This window comes from Duganella violaceipulchra, assembly GCF_019166075.1.
In the GTDB taxonomy this organism is placed as follows: Bacteria; Pseudomonadota; Gammaproteobacteria; order Burkholderiales; family Burkholderiaceae_D; genus Rugamonas; species Rugamonas violaceipulchra.
Genome location: NZ_JAHTGR010000267.1, coordinates 1 through 218 on the forward strand (window position 1 = coordinate 1; position 218 = coordinate 218).

1 protein-coding gene is annotated in these 218 nt (G+C 60.6%); it reads right to left on the reverse strand.

Features of this window, described 5'->3' with window-relative positions; translation table 11 throughout:
• The coding region (locus KVP70_RS34000) for a hypothetical protein (RefSeq protein ID WP_217946826.1) at positions 1-218 on the reverse strand (218 nt) is incomplete at both ends.

Below are 218 nucleotides of genomic sequence, written 5' to 3' on the forward strand. Positions count from 1 at the left end.
GCCTTCTTGCCGCGCACTGATGCGGATGCGCTCGGCCAAGTCTGCGCTCAGGCTGATACTGGCTTCTTCTACCTGCCTGCCGTCGCCTTGGATGTTGAGCAAACCAATCGGGAACGTCGGTTCGTCGATGTCGCCCAACTGTTCCCGGAAAAACGCTTCGAGCGCCCCCGCCGGAATGGCCAGCGTCTGCGCAATGAAGTTACGGTAGTGCAGCGGTT